Annotated in this window: 11 protein-coding genes; 8 read left to right on the top strand and 3 right to left on the bottom strand. The window is 66.2% G+C overall.

The features are described from left to right. Window position 1: 1 nt before the first annotated feature. The 5 genes from Poly30_RS18315 to Poly30_RS18300 are packed head-to-tail and all read left to right on the top strand — an operon-like array spanning window position 2 to window position 4,946. Window positions 2-1,219, top strand: coding sequence for an FtsW/RodA/SpoVE family cell cycle protein (locus tag Poly30_RS18315; protein ID WP_145200450.1), 1,218 nt, complete (start codon window positions 2-4; stop codon window positions 1,217-1,219). A gap of 17 nt (window positions 1,220-1,236) precedes the next feature. Beyond that, window positions 1,237-2,436 carry a LysM peptidoglycan-binding domain-containing protein gene (locus Poly30_RS18310; RefSeq protein WP_419190357.1) on the top strand — a complete coding sequence of 400 codons (1,200 nt, stop codon included), beginning with the start codon at window positions 1,237-1,239 and terminating at the stop codon, window positions 2,434-2,436. Then, window positions 2,433-2,768: a hypothetical protein gene (locus Poly30_RS28685; RefSeq protein ID WP_419190356.1), complete on the top strand. Its 336-nt coding sequence runs from the start codon at window positions 2,433-2,435 to the stop codon at window positions 2,766-2,768. The genes Poly30_RS18310 and Poly30_RS28685 overlap by 4 nt, the downstream gene beginning before the upstream one ends. A gap of 11 nt (window positions 2,769-2,779) precedes the next feature. Beyond that, on the top strand, window positions 2,780-4,180 hold the full coding sequence (locus Poly30_RS18305; RefSeq protein ID WP_419190355.1) for a UDP-N-acetylglucosamine--N-acetylmuramyl-(pentapeptide) pyrophosphoryl-undecaprenol N-acetylglucosamine transferase: 1,401 nt from the start codon (window positions 2,780-2,782) through the stop codon (window positions 4,178-4,180). A 46-nt stretch (window positions 4,181-4,226) separates the two neighbouring features. Next, the gene (locus Poly30_RS18300; RefSeq protein WP_145200440.1) at window positions 4,227-4,946 is read left to right on the top strand and encodes a polysaccharide deacetylase family protein; all 720 of its coding nucleotides are present in this window, start codon (window positions 4,227-4,229) and stop codon (window positions 4,944-4,946) included. Window positions 4,947-5,006: 60 nt separating this feature from the next. On the opposite strand, the gene Poly30_RS18295 is transcribed toward Poly30_RS18300, so the two are convergent. Then, window positions 5,007-5,726, bottom strand: coding sequence for a BON domain-containing protein (locus Poly30_RS18295; RefSeq protein ID WP_419190354.1), 720 nt, complete (start codon window positions 5,724-5,726; stop codon window positions 5,007-5,009). Window positions 5,727-5,888: 162 nt separating this feature from the next. Here Poly30_RS18295 and Poly30_RS18290 point away from each other — a divergent pair, with 162 nt between their 5' ends. Continuing rightward, window positions 5,889-8,240 carry a PDZ domain-containing protein gene (locus tag Poly30_RS18290; protein WP_145200434.1) on the top strand — a complete coding sequence of 784 codons (2,352 nt, stop codon included), beginning with the start codon at window positions 5,889-5,891 and terminating at the stop codon, window positions 8,238-8,240. A 65-nt stretch (window positions 8,241-8,305) separates the two neighbouring features. Here the strand turns inward: Poly30_RS18290 and Poly30_RS18285 are convergent, their stop codons facing one another. Together Poly30_RS18285 and Poly30_RS18280 are read right to left on the bottom strand one after the other, a co-directional pair. Beyond that, window positions 8,306-11,602 carry a sigma-70 family RNA polymerase sigma factor gene (locus Poly30_RS18285; protein ID WP_145200431.1) on the bottom strand — a complete coding sequence of 1,099 codons (3,297 nt, stop codon included), beginning with the start codon at window positions 11,600-11,602 and terminating at the stop codon, window positions 8,306-8,308. A gap of 262 nt (window positions 11,603-11,864) precedes the next feature. Further along, window positions 11,865-12,482 carry a transposase gene (locus Poly30_RS18280; RefSeq protein ID WP_145200428.1) on the bottom strand — a complete coding sequence of 206 codons (618 nt, stop codon included), beginning with the start codon at window positions 12,480-12,482 and terminating at the stop codon, window positions 11,865-11,867. A gap of 603 nt (window positions 12,483-13,085) precedes the next feature. On the opposite strand from Poly30_RS18280, the gene Poly30_RS18275 reads away from it, so the two are divergent. Both Poly30_RS18275 and Poly30_RS18270 read left to right on the top strand, forming a co-directional pair. Continuing rightward, entirely contained in the window at window positions 13,086-14,234 is a 1,149-nt protein-coding gene (locus Poly30_RS18275) for a hypothetical protein (RefSeq protein ID WP_145200425.1), read from the top strand. Window positions 14,235-14,703: 469 nt separating this feature from the next. Beyond that, window positions 14,704-15,183 carry a hypothetical protein gene (locus Poly30_RS18270; RefSeq protein ID WP_145200422.1) on the top strand — a complete coding sequence of 160 codons (480 nt, stop codon included), beginning with the start codon at window positions 14,704-14,706 and terminating at the stop codon, window positions 15,181-15,183. Window positions 15,184-15,189: the final 6 nt, after the last annotated feature.

Raw genomic sequence — 15,189 nt, 5'->3', positions numbered from 1 at the left:
GATGTCGGGTGCCAGAAGTTCATCCCAGGGGGGCTGGGCCGCGTCGCTGGTCGCCGGTGTGGCGGGCTGGGCGCGGGACGCGGGCGTTCGGGCTCGCGAGCGCGACCCGTCCGGGCCCAGGACGGCGCTCCTCTGGACCGTCCTCGCGCTGATCGTCTTCGGCTTCATGATCCAGATGTCCCACGCGGCGACGACGCTGCCGCGGGAGGCGTTCCTGGACGAGATGGGGCAGCAGCTTCAGTTCCGCATCGGCGGGATCGTGCTGCTCTTTCTGGGCATGTGGCTCGGCCCGCGGCGCATCGAGCCGCTGATCCCTGCGCTCACCGTTTTCTCGCTCCTGGGACTGATCCTCGTGTTCGTCCCGGGCTTCGAACAGGCCGTCAACGGCTCGCACCGCTGGATCCGCGTTTTCGGCCGAGGGCCTTCGATTCAGCCCTCCGAGATCGCCCGCGTGGTCTTCGTGCTCTGGGTTGCGCGGCGCTGCGTGCTCCTCGACGAGCGCGTCGAGAACCTACGCAGCGGCTTCGTTCCGACGCTGGCCTTCGGCCTCATGGCGACGGCGCTCATCCTCAAGGAGCCCGATCTCGGTGGAGCGCTGCTGTTCCTGCTCTGCTTCGGCACCACGCTTTTCGTCGGCGGCGCCCGGATGCAGCACGTGGCCCTCGTGATCGCGGCCTGCATTCTCCTCGTGCTCATCGCGCTGAACTCGTTCGGGCACGTCGCCGAGCGCTTCGCCGTGTGGATGGGGGACTCGACGAACGACCAGGTCACGCGCGCCGCAGAGGCCATGGCGTCAGGCGATTTCTTCGGCGTCGGCTTCACCCAGGGCGGCTTCCGCAACGCTGGCTTGCAGTACATGCAGACCGACTACGCGCTTGCGCTCGTCGGTGAAGAGCTCGGTCTCTTCGGCATTTGGCTGGTCGTCGGTCTTTTTGCGGCGTTCATCTGGAATGCGCAGGCGATGGTTCTTGGAATCAGGGACCGCTTCGCTGCATTGTGTGCGTTCGGCCTCTCCATCTCCGTTGCCTTCCAGGCGATGGTGCACCTTCAAGTCGTCACGGGACTCGCTCCGCCGAAAGGCATGGCGCTTCCCTTCCTCTCCGACGGCGGCAGTGCACTGCTCGCCGCCTGCCTTGCCGTGGGTCTCGCGCTCGGCGCGGGCCGGGTTCGTTCCCGGGCTCTCCCCAGCTCCGACTCTCACTCTCCTTCGTCTCATTGATGCTCTCCTTTCGATCCATGCAGCCCTACGAACGCATCGGCCTGGTCGCCGTCCTGTTTCTCGTCGTCATACTTGCGGTCGGTGCGCTATGGGACGATGGCTCGAGCGATGACGCCTTGCTCGCGGCCGAGCGAGCCGAGATCGAGCGCGTGGACGAGGAGGCTGCGGCCCGCGAAGCAGCCGCGGCAGCCCAGAAGGCCGAACGGATCCGCCTGGCCCAGGAAACCGCCCGCGGAGCGAGCCGCCAGCGCCCCGGCGCTGCCGGTGAGATGCCGATGGGCGGCGTCGACGAGGTCGAGAGCGGTGTTTCCCGCGTGACCACCCTCTCGAACGGTAGCGATCACCGCAGCGCGCCGCTCGACCTGAGCGCGCCGCGGGTCGACCGCGATGACTACGAGGGCGCCCGGGCACAGACTCCCGACGAACTGAAGGGCTTCGCTCGCCCGAGCCGTGGCGGCGCCCGTGAGGCTGCCGAGGGGGCCGTTTCCATGAGCGCTCGATCCCCGCGTCGCGGTCAGGGAAGTGAGTCGGAGCGTCCGCGCGAGGAGCCCCGCCCGGAGCAGCCGAGGGAGCAGGCACTCGTGGCCGAAGTGAGGACCCCCGCGCCCACCGCAGGCGCCAGGCCGCGCACGTACACGGTCCAGCCGGGCGACGCCCTTCAGCGCATCGCCCAGCGCGAACTCGGTGACAGCGGCCAGGCGTCGACGATCGCGTCCTTGAACGGCCTGTCCGACCCCAACATGATCCAGGCCGGCATGGTGCTGATCCTCCCTGGGACCGCCGTCAACGGGGCGAGTGCCTCTTCGGGCTCCGCCGTCGCGGCCATTGCAAGTTCCAGTGGCGGGGCGAGCAGCGCAGCAGCTGCGCCCGCTGGCGCCGGTCGTCCATACACGATCCGCTCGGGGGAGTCGCTGAGCACCGCTCTCGTGCGGGAACTGGGGACCTACAAGCGATCGATCTCGCTCGTCAAGGCGCTCAACCCAGGCCTCAACCCGGATCGCGTTCTCGCCGGGCAGGTCATCTACCTCCCGCGCGCCGAGTCCATCCCCGGCGGCGCCACCAGCCCAGCTCCTTCGTCCGCCAGCCGCAGAGGCTCCGGCGCGCCCGCTCTGGACACGTCGCCCGGCACTTCGACGGTCGCCGCAGCCGAGCGCGCGTCGGCTCCTGCGTCCACTTCCAGGTCCGCACGCTCCAACAGTGAGTTCGTCGTCCGATGACTCGAAAGTTTCGCCTCGGCCTCTTCGTGAGCGTCGCCGCAGCCGTGGGGCTGCACGTTCGTCCATGCTGGACCTGCTGCTGGATCTCCAGCTGCGATGGGGCGGTTCATGGGACCGTCGAATCGGCGCCCGTGGACGAACTCCACGGGGCGGCTGTGGCTCCCGGGGATCGTTTGACCGCGAGCGCGACCGAGCCCGCGGCCCGTCCCACGCGGCCCGTTCTGCGATCCATGTGGCGCAGCGCGAGCCGGACGGTCGCGATCAGCACGCTGGATACGAGGTCCAAGGTTCAGGCTTCGAGCGCGGACCGTGGGCTCGCCTCGGTCGAGTAGGGCGCAGGTTCATGGAGGGGGAATTCCAGGACAGCCAGGCAGGTGACGCGACCGGATCGGGTCGCGCGGACGATCGTCGCGTGGACGAAGGGAGCGTAAGCTCCTTCGCGAGCGGTCCCCTCGTGGGCGAGCGCGTCGACGATCGGACGATCAGCCTTCCGAGGCCCGTGCGACCCGGCCAGCCCGGGCGCTTCACGGACATCGAGCGACCTGTAGGGGTACCTTCGGAGCGCTCGAGCGTCTTTCCGGACCGACTGCGGCTCGCGATCGCCGGCGGCGGCACCGGCGGCCACGTCGTCCCCGGACTGCATCTGCTCGACCACCTGCGCTTCAGTCTCGCCGACGCGGGCCTCGGCGTCGCGGGCTCTCCCGGAGTCGAACTGGAGGACCTCCTCTGGTTCCACAGCGGTCGACGCGCCGAGGACCGCTGCCTGGCCGAACTCGACGCTCATCCGGCTGCGCCGCGACTGGAGCGCATCATCCTGGAGATCGAGCCGAAGGGCGGCGGTGCGCCCAGCCTGCGCCGCCTCAGCCGGCGGATGATCCCCGCGTTTCTGAAGGCGCGTCGTGCGATGATCCGTCATCGGTCCCAGGTACTCCTCGGCCTCGGCGGGTTCACCACCGCGCCGGCGACGCTGGCGGCGCGGTCCCTCGGGATTCCCGTGGTGCTGCTGGAGATCAACGCGACGGCCGGCAAGGCGACGCGAACTCTCGGTCCGATTTGCCAGCGCGTGCTCCACGCCTGGCGCGAAACGCTGCCGCCGGGCCGCGAGGGCTCCAAGCATCAGCTCGTCGGTCCGCCGGTGGCGCCGCACTTCATCGCGCCCGCCGACCTCGAGGCGTGCCAGCGCGATGCCAAGGACGAACTCGGCTTCGATCCGGATCGGCCGCTTCTCGTGGTGCTCGGTGGAAGCCAGGGCGCGCTCGGGCTCAACGCGTTCGTGCGGACCAACGTCTCGTTCTTGCTCGGCTCCGGCGTGCAGGTGCTGCATCAGGTCGGGCCCGGCCGACGCTCGGAGGGCGCCACGAACCTCGCCGGCTACGCGGCGATCGAGTACCTCGATGACGTCTGGCACGCGCTCGTCGCCGCCGACGGTGTCCTGTGCCGCGGCGGAGCGTCGACGCTCGCGGAGATCGGCGCGGTCGGTACGCCGGCGTGGGTCGTGCCGTATCCGCACCACGCGGACGGTCACCAGGAGCGCAACGCGCGCCAGCTCGACGGCGGCGTGCGCATCGTGGAAGAGCAGGACCTCGACCATGGCCGCTGCGAGGAACTCGTGCGCTTCCTCGGCGCGGGCGGCAGGGACGAGCGGGAGCGCATGCGGCGTCATCTGCGCGCGGCGGTTCCATTGAACGCCGCGAGCCGCATCTGGGGCGAGCTCAGCGCGCTCAGCCTCGTCAAGGCCCATTAGTCTTCACGCGGCTGGCTTCACGGCGGGTCGCTTACCCCCAAGGCCCATGGATCCCGTCACCACGACCCTCGGCGCCGCCGGCCTCGCGCTGTCGGCCGCCGCCAGCTACCTGTCGCCAGCTGCCTGGAAGCCGCTGTCGATTCGACAGCTGGGAGCGCGCTGCCGTTCGCAGCGCGTACTCGTGCTGACCTACGACGATGGTCCAGGCCCCGCCGTCACGACGGCGCTCTTGGACCTCCTCCGCGAGTTCGACGCACCCGCGACGTTCTTCGTTTCGGGGGAGCGTGTTCCGCTGCATCGCGACGTCGCGACGAAGCTCGTGCGCCAGGGACACGAGGTTGGCTGCCACGGCTATCACCATCTGCACGCGTGGAAGAACTGGCCGGGCCCGCTGCGCGACGACTTCGCCCGCGGCTGCGCCGCCGCGGTGACGTGCGGCGCGAGCGATCCGATCTCGTTCCGCCCACCCTTCGGCAAGCTGGTCTTTCCGACGTGGCTCTACTCCAGGCATCGCGGGACCCGGCTCGCCTGGTGGACCCACGATTCCGGCGATTCCTTCGCCGAGCTACCGGCCCGCTCCCCCGCGCTGGACCTGCTCGATGAAGGCGGAGGCGTCGCGCTCCTGCATGATCTCGACCGCAGCGCGCCCCGCAACGAATTCGTGCTGGAGACGACGCGTGCGCTACTGGAAGGAGCGCGCGAGAAAGGCCTGCGGGTGGTGCGCTTCCGGGACCTGTTCGAGGCGCGCGACGACGCTTCACCGTGACCTTGGCGGGGCCGCCACTGGTCGAACTTCACCCGGTCGGCGGAAATCAGGTGGGAAGCGCTACTCTTTGTCGTCGCCCGTGATCATGTGCTTGAGCTTCGAGAAGAAGCCCTCGTTTACGGACAGGTGATTCATCACGTCCTTGACGCCGCGCACGCTCTCGACGCATTGCTCGGCCCGGACCTTGGTCTTGCGGCTGTCGACCTCGCCCTTGAGCGTGAGCACGCCGTCCTGGAACTCGACCTCGATCTCGCTCGCGTCGATGTGCCCGTGGTCTTCGAGGCGCTCGCACGCGTCTTCCTGGATGCGTTCGGGGCTACGCCGGAAGTTCTTCGGGCCCTTGCCGCCGTGGGGGGCCGACGGGCGCGAGTGGCTCACTTCGATCGCGTCGTCGAGCCCGAGGTCGAGGTCGAACTCCTGGGCTGCGCGGCGCATGCGCTGGCTGTAGCTATCACGTCCCGCGCCATAGTCGTCGCGGTCGTTCTCGTAGCGGCCGCGGTAGAGGTCCTGGTCGGGGTTGCCCGTGTTCTCGTAGTGCGAGGGCCAAGAGTTGCGGAAGCTCTGACGGTTGGAGTAGTCGGTGCGCTCGGGATCCTCGGCCCAACGGAAGCTCTCCGCCAACTCGTCCGCGCGGCCTCGCGCTTCGAAGTGGTCGCGGCCCTCGCGCGCATCGAGCCCTGACACTTGCGAGCGATCCTCGAGTCGACGACGGGCGCGGGCGTTTCGAAGTCGCTCTTGCTGGTAGTCCTGGGGGTCGATGGGGCGGTCTCTGTAAGGCATGGTGGTTTGTGGAAAGGGAGTGCGCGGAAAGGGATTTCGATCGGTGCGCCCTTCGAATGGGCGCCAGAAAGGAGATGTTGCCCATGGCCCTAAAGCCTCCATGGAGTCCGATTGAGGATCGCCTTGCCCCGATTTCGCCTGGCGCCGTATCCTCGGATCACCATGCGTCATTCTTCGCTCGCGATCGTCATGCTCGTTCTCGGCCTGCTTCTCGGAGCGGGCGGTGGCTATTTGCTCGGCCTCGGAGGGACGGCGAGTGCGTCCGAGCGCAGTGAAAGCGCGCCCGGGGTGCTTCTCGGGCCCGACTCCGACTCTTCCTCTGCCGTGGTTCCAGGGAACTCGGAAGTGGACATGGGGAGCGTCGGTGCGCTGCCTGTCCTCGCGCCACGGCCGAGCCAGGGCGATGACGAGAGTGGGCTCACGGCAGCCGAGGCATCGCGCGCGAGCCGAGCCGCGGCGTCTGGCCTCGGTCGCGTGGCCGCGGCCGAGCCGGAGGACGAGCCGGAGGGCACGGCCGTCATCACGGGGACGGTCGTGGACGAACTCGGAGTGCCGCTGGCGGGCGTGACCGTGGTCAGCTACGGGACTCAGTCGTACTACAATGCGAAACTGACGGCCGGGACGACCGAGAACGTCGGCCGTGGGTTTCCCGGCATCAAGGCGCTGGAGGAAGAGCTCGGTGACTACGCGGAGAACCGGGTGAAGAGTCGCAAGAAGACGCGCCTCGCCGTCACGGATGAGGCCGGAGCTTTCACGCTCGATGGACTGGAGGAGGGGACGCACCCGATTCAGGGCTTTCTCGAGGGGCATGTGTTCGAGTCCGTTCCTGCGGAGACAGGGAGCGTGATGCAGCTGATTTCCAAGCGCGTCGGAGCGTTCGAGTTCGACGTGCGGCTGCCGGACGGTACACAGCCCGCCGAGGCGATCGTGATGGCCACGGATAGCGACGATCGCGAGCGCGCGGTGGGCACGTGGACGCCTGCCGAGCCGACCATCCGTTTCACGTCGACGAGGATTCGCTGCCGTGTTCTCTCGGGCGAGCCCGCCAAGGTGGACTGGCGCGAGGTCGCGGCCGAGTTCCGCTCTCCCTTGGCCACGCTGGACCTCGGCGTGGACGGCGCGGGTCCGCATACCCTTCAGCTTTCCCAGGAGACGCAGCTGCGCGTTCAGGTCATCGACGAGTCGTCGATTCTGCCGCGCATCGATCCCTGGGTCAGCGTCCGCCGCCTCGACGTCGATGGCGACGAGGCGAAGAAGCTGAAGCGCTACCGCAGTGGACCGTTCATTCTGACCGGGCTGGAGCCCGGGCTCTACGAGGTCACGGCAGGTCGGGGCAAGTCGGCGCCCGAGGCGACCGAGAACGTCGAGGTGGGGGCCGGGCTGAACGAGACGTCCATCACGCTGGGCGACGTGGACCCCACGCGCTTCCTGGTCGTTCGCTGCACCGCGGCGGACGGGAGTCCAGTGACGAGCATCGACTTCGAGTACCGGGCTGATCGGAAGCAGGGCGGAAGCTCCAGCGGCGACGCGGACGCCAGCCCGAAGTCCCCGGGCGTGTACTGGATCGATCAAGCCGAGCTGGGTGGAAGTGACCTGAAGCTGGAGGAGCTCGAGATGCTGTCTCTCACGGCGAAGAGCGCCGTGATGGGGCAGTTGACGCAGGAGGTCGACCCAGGCGGCGGACCCATCGAATTCGTGTTCGCGCAGCCGGGCGAGGTCACCGTCGAGGTGACGGGGAGCCTTTCCGGGCAGCTCTACGTCGGGCTCGTTCCTGCTTTGAAGGAGGACGACGACCCGAACCGGTGGTGGCAGCGCCGCAGCAAGGCCGTGAAGACCGAGAGCGACGGCACGGCCCAGGTGGGCATGGTTCAGCCCGGGAACTACGAGGTGGAGCTTTCCAAGCGAACGAACGAGTGGAACGTGACGCCCGCGATCGCGACTCTCTCCGTCACCGTGAAGGTGGGCGAGAACCGTTTCAGCATCCACGCGCCCGAACTGACGGAGCTGGTGATCCATGCACCTGACATGGAGGTGGGAGCGCACTTTCAGCTCCATCGCCTCGGCGCCGAGGATCGAAACCCCTCCTACTTCGGGAACGACGAACTGGACGAGGATCATCGCGTTCAGTTCGAGGGGCTCGCGCCGGGCCGCTACATGGTCAACGTCTGGGGCGAGACCCAGGCCCAGATGGAGATCACGGTTCCGTGCGGGGAAGTGCTCTTCGTGGCGGACGTGGTCAACGGCTTCGAGGTCACGCAGGTGACCGACGGGAAGGTCGCGGACCGGGCGGGGCTTCGCAAGGGCGATGTGATCCTAGCGGTCAACGAGCACCAGGTCGACGGCAACGGATTCCTGAACCGCTTCTGGGTCGAACTCTCCGAGGGCCCATCGACGATCCAGGTCCTGCGCGGCGGAAGGGAGATCCAGATCGAGCTGGAGAAGCTGGCCCCGTCGGCGAACCCCTGGGGCGCGTTCGGCGCGTACATGACGGCGCGCGCCCTGGAAGGCCGCTGATCTGCCGCTACGTTTCTCGGCGGTACCGCCGAGGTGCCAACTACGGCCAGCTACGCCCCGCCAGGCTATTCATCCAGCGTTGCTTGAACCTCGACGTCCTCCACGCCGCTTTCGACTTCGAACGCCCCGCCCAGGCGCATTGCCTTGCCCGCCGCCGCGTCCCAGAAGAATCCACTGATTCGGTAGGCGCCCGGCATCACGCCAGCGAATTCGGCTCTGCCCTCGCGCAGAAGGGCCGCGCGGCCTCGTCCGCCTTCGATGTTCAAGTAGAGGGTGGCTTCGTTCGGGGGCGGCTCGGGCCCTTCGAAGGTCACTGTCACGTGGGCGATTCCCTCGGGTTGCAGGACGACGGACATCTCGCCTTGGTTCCCGTGCACCGTCACATCGAGCGGCAGGTCCGGCAGGGGAAACTCGCCTCCACCGACCGCGCGCGCGATACGCCAGATTCCCGGCGTGACCAATGGAAAGCGTGCTCGTCCACTGGCGTCCGTGGTCGCAAACGTGCGCGTCTTCGTGGAACCTCCGGCGTTCATGCCGGTCAGCATGATGCGCTCGCCCGGGAGAGGCTCGCCCTCTGCGTTCCGCAAAGTCACGCCGAGGGGGTAGCCTGGCGGCAGCTCGACCGAGATCGTCGATCCTGCCGCTGAGATCTCGAACGGGCCCGCGTTCCAGTCCGCTCGTCCTTCGCTCTCGACGCGCAAGAAGAGAAGGCCGGGAGGAAGCTCTTCGAGAAGAGCCACACCAGCAGCGCCCGTGGTCGCCCGCCAGGTCGCGTCAGCCGGACGTGGCTCCTTTGCCGTGGAGCCGAGCACGCGCGCATCACCCAGGGGCTCGTCGCCGGAGGTCACCGAAACCCGCGCCGTGACGGGGCGCAACAGCGCATACATCTGATCGCTAGGCTCGTCCACAGGGGCGATCTCCACCGCATCGACACGCAGCGGCGCGTAGCCCGGCGCCGAGACCTCGACCATCGCCCAGTGACCGGGAGGGAACTCGTCGAAAGGGGTCGTGGACCAGTGACCGTCCTCGTCGTTGAAGACCTTTCCGTGCTGGTACCAGGAGGCGTCGACGCCCTGGATCGGCTGTGCCCCGTCAGGGATCCCGTCAAGCCACTCGGGCCATCCGATGCGGACCGTGAAGCCAGTGAGGGGCTGCCCGGTCGCCGCGTCGGTGGCGTTTCCTGAGAGAACGCCCGCTTCAGAAAGCGTGACGACGAAGTTGCTTGCCTCTCGGTCGAGCGCGCTCTGGGGCACGTCGACCTCGGACCGGATCCAACCGGAGCCGAAGACGTCGACCCCGAACCGCCCCTCGCTGCCGAAGCCCGTCAGTTCGAATCGTCCCTGCGCGTCGGTACTGGCGTCGCTGTCGAAGTAGCTGCCGTCCCGTTTGGCGCTCACGCCAATCCCGCTGAGGGGGGCTCCTGAGGGATCCTGAACGATGCCGCGGAGCGCCCTCGACCGCTCGAACTGGAGCGTGACATGGCACCCGGCGGAAAGCTCCATCAACCGATCGATGGTGGGCCAGTCGCGGGCGCTTGCGCCGACGTGGGTTCTCGCTTCCGTCGCGCCGTCGAGACGAAACTTGCCCGCATCGTCCGAGTACACGATCACCCGATCCCACGCATGGGGATCGAATCCGGTCCACACCTCGGCGCCCGCGACGGGGGTGCCGTCCGGTGCGAGGACCACGCCCTGGATCTCGATGCCGCGCGTGAGTTCGAAGTCGACGTCGACCTCCGCTGTATCGGGCGGGACATTCATCTGGCGCGACTCCGAAGCATGAACGTCGTGCCTGGCGCTCACGCGCAGGGCTCCCCCCGGCGGAAAGGCCAGCGAAGCCACGCGGTAGCGGCCCGCCGCGTCCGTCCGCGTGGTGTCCCGCGCTTCTCCAGAAATCGTGATCTCTGCACCCGCGATCGGCGCGCCTTGCTGGTCGCGGACCGTGCCGGAGACGATGAACTCCGGCGGCAGGCGGAGCACGACCTCCAGGGCATCACCGGCCGCCATGTCTTCGATGAAGGCCTCGGCCAGGCCGTGCCCATCCGCCCACGCGCGCAGTCTGCCAAACGACTGCGAAGAGATGTCCAACTCGAACGATCCGTCCCCTTCCGTCGTGGTCCTCCCGCCTTTGCCATCGACATGGGCGCCGGCCACAGGTCGGTCGTTCGTGTCCAGCACGATGCCGGTAACGGTGGCATCTCTTTCGAAGGCGACGATCTCGATCAGCGGGGGCGCCCCCCCGAGGGGCGCTCGGTAGACGTCCTGGGTCGCGAAGAAAGCGCGCGGTTCGTCTTCGACGTCCACGGTAAAGCAGACCGACTGGCCAGGGTCTTCGGCGTCGAGAACGAAGCGACCGTTCGGGTCGGACACCAGATCGAAGCGCTGAAGCGGCGATCCCCCGGGTTGCATGCCCGCGTACATCGAGACCTGGAACGGGACCCCCGGGAGCCCGCCTCCATCGGCCGTGCGGAATTGACCCTGGACCTGCCAGCCCGTTGCGGGGGAGGTCGTCAGCCCTGCTGAGCGAGCGAAGGCTTCCGGCGGAGCGGCGAGTGCCTCGGCTTCGTCTCCCGTGAGGTCGTTCTCCGCTGCGCTCAGTGCTACCTCGAAGGTGGCGACGCCCACTGTCCGATCCTCCGCTGGTTCGGCCTTCACGGCAGAAAAGTCCGCGGCGCCCCACCACGTGACGGCGCCCAGCGTGACAACCAAAAGAACGGCGAGGGCTTTCTTCATCGCGAGGGTGCCCACGAGGAGCGAGGTGGTTTTGGCGGCCGCGTGAATCGATGGATCGGTGAGCGTGGTCAGGTCAGCACCTCCACCAGACGTCGGCACGATGAAAGGAGCCAGTGCGGCAGTCCAGTGCACGTCCTCGCCGAAGCCTTTCCTTTCGAGGTGCTGGCGCAGGGCAGCCCGCGCTCGCTTGAGGCTCGAGTGCACGGAGTCCGGCGTCCGTCCGTCGCGCTCGGCGATCGCGGGGGCGTCCAGGCCGCCGAGGTAGCGATCGCGAAGAAGCGTGCGGTGCGGCTCCGGCAGGGACTCCAGCGCGGCGGCGAGTCGGGTCTCGACGTCCACGCGGGCGGCAATGTCAGCGGACGAGGGCACGGCCTCGGGCCTCGCCGACTCCTGTTCCCGAAAGAGTCGCCGGCGATCGCTGCGCCGACCATTGCCCGCGAGTCTTCGGACCACGGTCGCCAGCCAGGCGCCCAGGGCGCCAGAATCGCGCGGTCCGCGCTCGAGGGCGCGCACCCAGGCGTCCTGCACGAGGTCTTCGGCCTCCTGTTCGGAGCGCACGAGGGCCCGCGCCAGGCGGCGAATGCGCTCATGATGCGCTGTGAGGCGGTCAAGTTCGATGGGGTCCGGCATGGCTCTACGGGAGCCACCGCGGCCCCGTCGAAGAAGAGGACACCGCCAGTTCCCATCCCGGTCGGCGAATCCCGGACCTTTCGTCCTGCGTGATGAATTTGTCGCCCTTTTTCGGTCCCGCCGTACCGGATCCGACTCCTGGAACGCGAGCCCGATTCCGTTTCTTGGCGGTACCGAACCCGACCCAAAGCCGCCACGTTTCCATTCAAAGGGGACCCCTTCGATTGGAAACGTGGCGGCTTTGGGTCGGGTTCGGTACCGCCTACGCCTCGTTCATTCGGGCCTCCACCATCCCGGAGAGAAAGTCGGAGCTACGCCGTCCGAAGCGATCGATGTACGCGCTGCCGCTACAGACCCGTGACTCGTAGATGCCCTCGAGCTCGTTCGCGTCGGTCACCTCTCCCTTCACCCACGAAGTCGTCAACCACGGCGGCTCGGGCCCGTGGACGTAGCTGACCGCGCTCCCGAAGGGATGATCCCAGGGATTCTTCACCAGCCCCGCCTGAACCGGATTCCTGTCGATGTACCGAAGAAGCGTCCTCCGGTAGGTGAGCGTATCCACTCGCTTCGAGAAGAAGCGCCCTCGGAAGAGCGGCCCATCTCGCCGGTACTTCCGATTGAAGTAGCGTCCGTACCTGCCCTCGATCCGTTGCATGGACTCCGAGAGGCTCGCCTCCACGGTTTGAGTCAGTAGATGGAAGTGCGTTGGGAGCAGGGAGAAGCAGTGGATGGCCATCTTGCCGCGCCGGGTCTCCCGCGCGATGCAAGAGGACAGGTAGCGGGCATCCTCCCGATCCTCCATCAGAACTCGCTTGGCGATCCCTCGATTGGTGACGTGATGGAAGGCTCCGGGGAAGTCGATTCGTCTTCGTCTTGGCATGGTCGTTCCTCTGTGAGGGCGACGTTTGCCAGCGGCGGCGGTTTCGAAACGTGGCGGATCTGGGTCGGGTTCGGTACCGCCGAGGGGATTTCGTACCTGAGCGATTGTCCGTGACCACCCGAGAAAGATTTCAAAATGGCGTGTTGCTTTCTCCTACTTCAGGTACTGTTCATCTATCGCTCGAGCCTGCCAGGCCATCGCTTCAAGAACGCGGTACGACACTACGTCCGGTGGTCACGCTCGATTACCTGAATCTGCCATGCAAATTCTTCGCCACCTCGCCACCTCGCCACCTCGCCACCTCGCCACCTCGCTAGGGTCGCATTTCTTGGTCTAGCTCTCACGGGCATCGCGTCATCCCAGACCCGGCTGTACGTCGACATCGTTGCTGGCAACGATGCCTTTCAAGGTGACGATTGGAGCGTCCCACTGAAGTCGATCCCAGAAGCGCTCTCGAGAACGCTCACCACAACAGCTGGAGAAGTCTGGGTCAAGGCGTATCCGAACCAGACCCACTACGTTCCCAGCACTTTGAATGGTCGCAAAGAGTCTTTCTCGATCCCTGCGGGTGTCGCTCTTCTCGGTGGCTTTGCTGGGACAGAAGTGACCCTCGCTGACCGTCCATCGAATCTGTTCGATTCGACCGTTCTCTCTGGCGACATCGGCATGACCCCCATGGACCGAAGCGACGATGCCTTCCATGTGGTGACCCTTGAAAGTGGGGACTTCACCATCCTCGATGGCTTCCGAATCGTCAGTGGCAATGCCGACGATACAGCTGGCGACGCAGTCGGCGGGGGGCTGACCACTGTGGCGGGAACCGGCGGACACAACAGCATCCGACTTTCCAACTTGACGCTCGAGGGTAACCACGCGGATGCTCGGGGCGGCGCTATCTTCCTGAGTCGAGTCGCGAACTCGACGCTTTCTCGGGTCGTCTGCCGAGGCAACACTTGCTTCGAGGAGGTCTCGGCAGGTGTCTACACGGGGCAGGGAGGGGGCATGTCCCTCGATCAATGCGGGCCGAGCCTCTTCACCTTCAACTCCGTGTTCGATGGCAATCGTTCCATTCAGGGAGGGGGACTCCACCAGACGCAGCCCAACGCCGGACCCATCAGGTTCCAGAGTTGTCTTTGGACGGACAACATCGCGCAGAGCGGAGGCGGTCTGTTTGTTTCGAACCCTGGGAACACAGAGCTCGCCCATTGCACGGTGGCTTACAACATCGTCGGCACGACCCTTGGCTCCGCAGGTGGTGCAGGTCTACGGGTGGAGGGCAGCGTCGGCAACGGGCCGCTTGAGCTACTGAGCAGCATCGTCTACCGCAACTCGGGAACTTTCTATTCTCCAGGATCTACACCGCTGCAGAACCCGAATGCTGTAGAGACCAGCAACAACTCGTTGGTCGATGCGAGTAGCTCCTGTGTTCAGCTGGCACTTTATGCCGGAGCCAGTCCGCCCTCCTGGTTCGACTCGGCCACATGCATCCAAGTGGATCCGGACTTCACGAACGGCCCGACGCGCGACTTTACGTTGTCGGCTACGTCACCATGCCTCGATGCGGCAAATGATGCCCACCTCGCCTTCGATCTCGCTGACCTCGATGGGAACTCTGATTCCTCGGAATTCGTCCCCTTGGACCTTGGGGAGTCGACGCGTGAGATCGATACGCCCGGCGTGAGTACTGGCATCGATGGTGGCAACACGCTGGGCGGTGCAATCACGGATATGGGCGCTTTTGAGCGTCAGTAAGTCCAGCGTCGAGCCATGATCGCTGGCCCCCAGTCATTTGGAAGCGCGGCGTGCACTCTAGAAGTGCCGCGCCGCATTCCAAGTTTCGCTGACCAATAATACCGTGCGTGAGTATGCCGAAGTGCCTTTGCTTTTGTTCTGAGCTATGATCTATACTATTCTCCTTTTTGCGTTACAGGGTTCTTTCTTGGAGAGTTCCCAGAATGAAGTTATTTTTGGCACCGTTCCGAGGGACTATCTCGCTTTCGGAAGTGGGATGGCCTGGTCCGATGACGCCCTGATTGTTCGAGCCAATGAACCTGACCCCGCTGGAGCCGTGAATTCACTTGGAGGCTTGTCAGATGGAGCTCTGTATGTACTCGGAAGGTCAGGCGCGGGGTATGCGGTTAGCGACGTCTTATATCACCCGGAGCCGCGCCACGAGCTAGGGTTTGCAAGCATCATGAGAGCGGAGGGTGATCGCCTCGTAATGACAGATGGTCTTGCGACCGACAATGGCCTCCCTATCTACTTCGGTCGAGCTTATATCTACGAGAGGACCTCGCAGGGGTGGGTGCTGGATCAAACCCTGCTTTCGACCTACGCGACGAATTCTTCGCTTGGTTTCGGCAGCTTTGGCGACCTGGATGGAGACCGCCTGGTGCTCGTTGAGGCCGGCAATCCCGGCCTGGGCGCACCATACACTGGCATCATTCGTGTGTTCGATCATGATGGTCAGCGGTTCGTTGAAACAGCTCGCGTGACCTCTCCTCCAGAGCTCGTGGCCATTCCCGGGCTAAGTGTGACGCGGCTCAGAGACCGGGTGACGCTCGATGGGGACACCATGATGATGGGTGCGTTCGGCGGCGGACGTCGCGCCATGGTCTGGGAAAAGAGCCCGGCGGCTGTCTGGGAGTTCAAGCAGCAGATCGAACCGCCCCCCTTTACGATCACGTCGCGCTTTCCCTAAAGCCTC

Source organism: Saltatorellus ferox (genome assembly GCA_007751475.1).
Lineage (GTDB): Bacteria > Planctomycetota > UBA1135 > UBA1135.
The sequence above is the reverse complement of the archived record's forward strand: the minus strand, read 5'-3'. Positions and strand labels throughout refer to the sequence as shown.